1 protein-coding gene is annotated in these 2,092 nt (G+C 65.7%); it reads left to right on the forward strand.

Translation table 11 applies throughout. The annotated features are described in order from the left end of the window. Positions 1-113 precede the first annotated feature (113 nt). Positions 114-1,991: a cobaltochelatase subunit CobT gene (gene cobT / locus HCZ87_RS20590; RefSeq protein ID WP_167646977.1), complete on the forward strand. Its 1,878-nt coding sequence runs from the start codon at positions 114-116 to the stop codon at positions 1,989-1,991. Positions 1,992-2,092 lie beyond the last annotated feature (101 nt).

A 2,092-nucleotide genomic window follows, 5' to 3' on the forward strand; every position in this document is an offset into this window, starting at 1 on the left:
GCCCTCGATGGGGGCTTCGGCACCCCGCCCCTGGCGGGACGGGCACAGTCATTGCAAATGACTGGACAGCGTCGCGCAAAGGTTCAATGCTGGTGCAACAGGAGCAAGAGCTCATGAGCAAACCAAACGACAACCCGGCAGATCCGTTCAAGAAAGCCCTGGCCGAGGCCACCAAGGTCATGGCCGATGATGCCGAACTGAACGTCAGCTACTCGGTGGACCCCTCCGGCATGTCCGGCGACACCATGCGACTGCCGCAGGTCTCGCGCCGCATGAGTCGCGAGGAAGTGCTGCTGGCCCGCGGCACCGCCGACGCGCTGGCGCTGCGTCACAAGTATCACGACCTCGGCGTGCACAGCCGCTACGCTCCGGCAGGTGACATGGCGCGCGAACTCTACGAGGCGATGGAAGGCGCGCGCTGCGAGGCCATGGGCGCGCGTGACATGCCCGGCACCGCCTCCAATATCGACGTCAAGATCCAGCACGAGGCGCTGCGGCGCGGCTATGACCAGGTGACCACCTCCTCCGAGGCGCCACTGGCGGTTGCTGCGGGCTATCTGATCCGCCACCTCGCCACCGGGCGGCCGATGCCGTCGGCCGCGGAAAATGTGATGGAGCTCTGGCGCGGCTATATCGAGGCCCAGGCGGGCGAGATCCTGGAAAACCTCGACGAAATGATCGACGATCAGGCCGCCTTCGCCAAATTCGCGCGCCGTGTGATCTCCGATCTCGGCTATGGCGATCAGCTCGGCGATGACCCGGATGATTATGACGACCAGTCCGACGAAAACTCCGAAGAGAGCGCCGAGCCGGAGGAAGATCCCGACAGCACCGGCCAGGACGACAGCCAGGAAGAAGAGGCCGACGCCTCGCCCGAACAGGCCCAGGAGCAGCAGCAGGACGAAAGCCAGGCCCAGGTCTCTTCGGACGAGATGGCCGAGGACGAGGTCACCGACGAGACCGAAATGCCCGATGGCGAGGCCCCGATGGAGCCCCCCGCGCCGCCGCCGGTCTCGGATGCCGACCCGGATTACAAGATCTTTCTCGACGCCCATGACGAGGAAATCTCCGCCGAGGATCTGGCCGAACCGCAAGAGCTGGAACGGCTGCGCGCCTATCTTGATCAACAGCTGGAGCCGCTGAAAGGCGCCGTCTCGCGCCTGGCCAACAAACTGCAACGGCGCTTGCAGGCGCAGCAGAACCGCAGCTGGGAATTTGACAAGGAAGAGGGCGTGCTGGATGCCGGCCGTCTGGCGCGGGTGGTGGCCAACCCCACGACGCCGCTCAGCTTCAAGGTCGAAAAGGACATGGAATTCCGCGACACGGTGGTGACCCTGCTGATCGACAATTCCGGCTCCATGCGCGGTCGCCCCATTTCCATCGCCGCGATCTGCGCCGATGTTCTGGCCCGCACGCTGGAACGCTGCAACGTCAAGGTGGAAATCCTCGGCTTCACCACCAAGGCCTGGAAAGGCGGGCTGGCGCGCGAAGCCTGGCTCAACGATGGCCGCCCGCAGTTGCCCGGGCGTCTCAATGATCTGCGCCACATCATCTACAAGGGGGCCGATGCGCCCTGGCGCCGGGTGCGCCCCAACCTTGGCCTGATGATGAAAGAGGGGCTGCTGAAGGAAAACATCGACGGCGAGGCGCTGGAATGGGCGCATCGGCGCATGGTCGGTCGCCCCGAGGCACGCAAGATCCTGATGGTGATCTCCGACGGCGCGCCGGTGGATGACTCCACCCTCTCGGTGAACCCGGCGAATTATCTGGAAAAACACCTGCGCGATGTGATCGCCATGGTGGAGCGGCGCAAACAGGTGGAACTGCTGGCGATCGGCATCGGCCATGACGTGACCCGCTACTATGACCGCGCCGTGACCATCACCGATGTGGAACAACTGGCGGGCGCGATGACCGAACAGCTGGCCGCGCTCTTTGACAGCGATCCGCGCGCCCGCGCCCGGGTCATGGGCATCCGCCGCGCCAGCTAACCGCGCGCGCGTCGCCTGCGGCGGGCCGGGGCGCTCCCGCCCCTTTGCCCTGCATCACAGATGCAGACCAAAGCCTTGGGCCGGGCGCCGCGCCCCGATGG

Origin of the sequence: Phaeobacter sp. HF9A, assembly GCF_011806385.1 — a bacterium.
Taxonomy (GTDB): domain Bacteria; phylum Pseudomonadota; class Alphaproteobacteria; order Rhodobacterales; family Rhodobacteraceae; genus Epibacterium.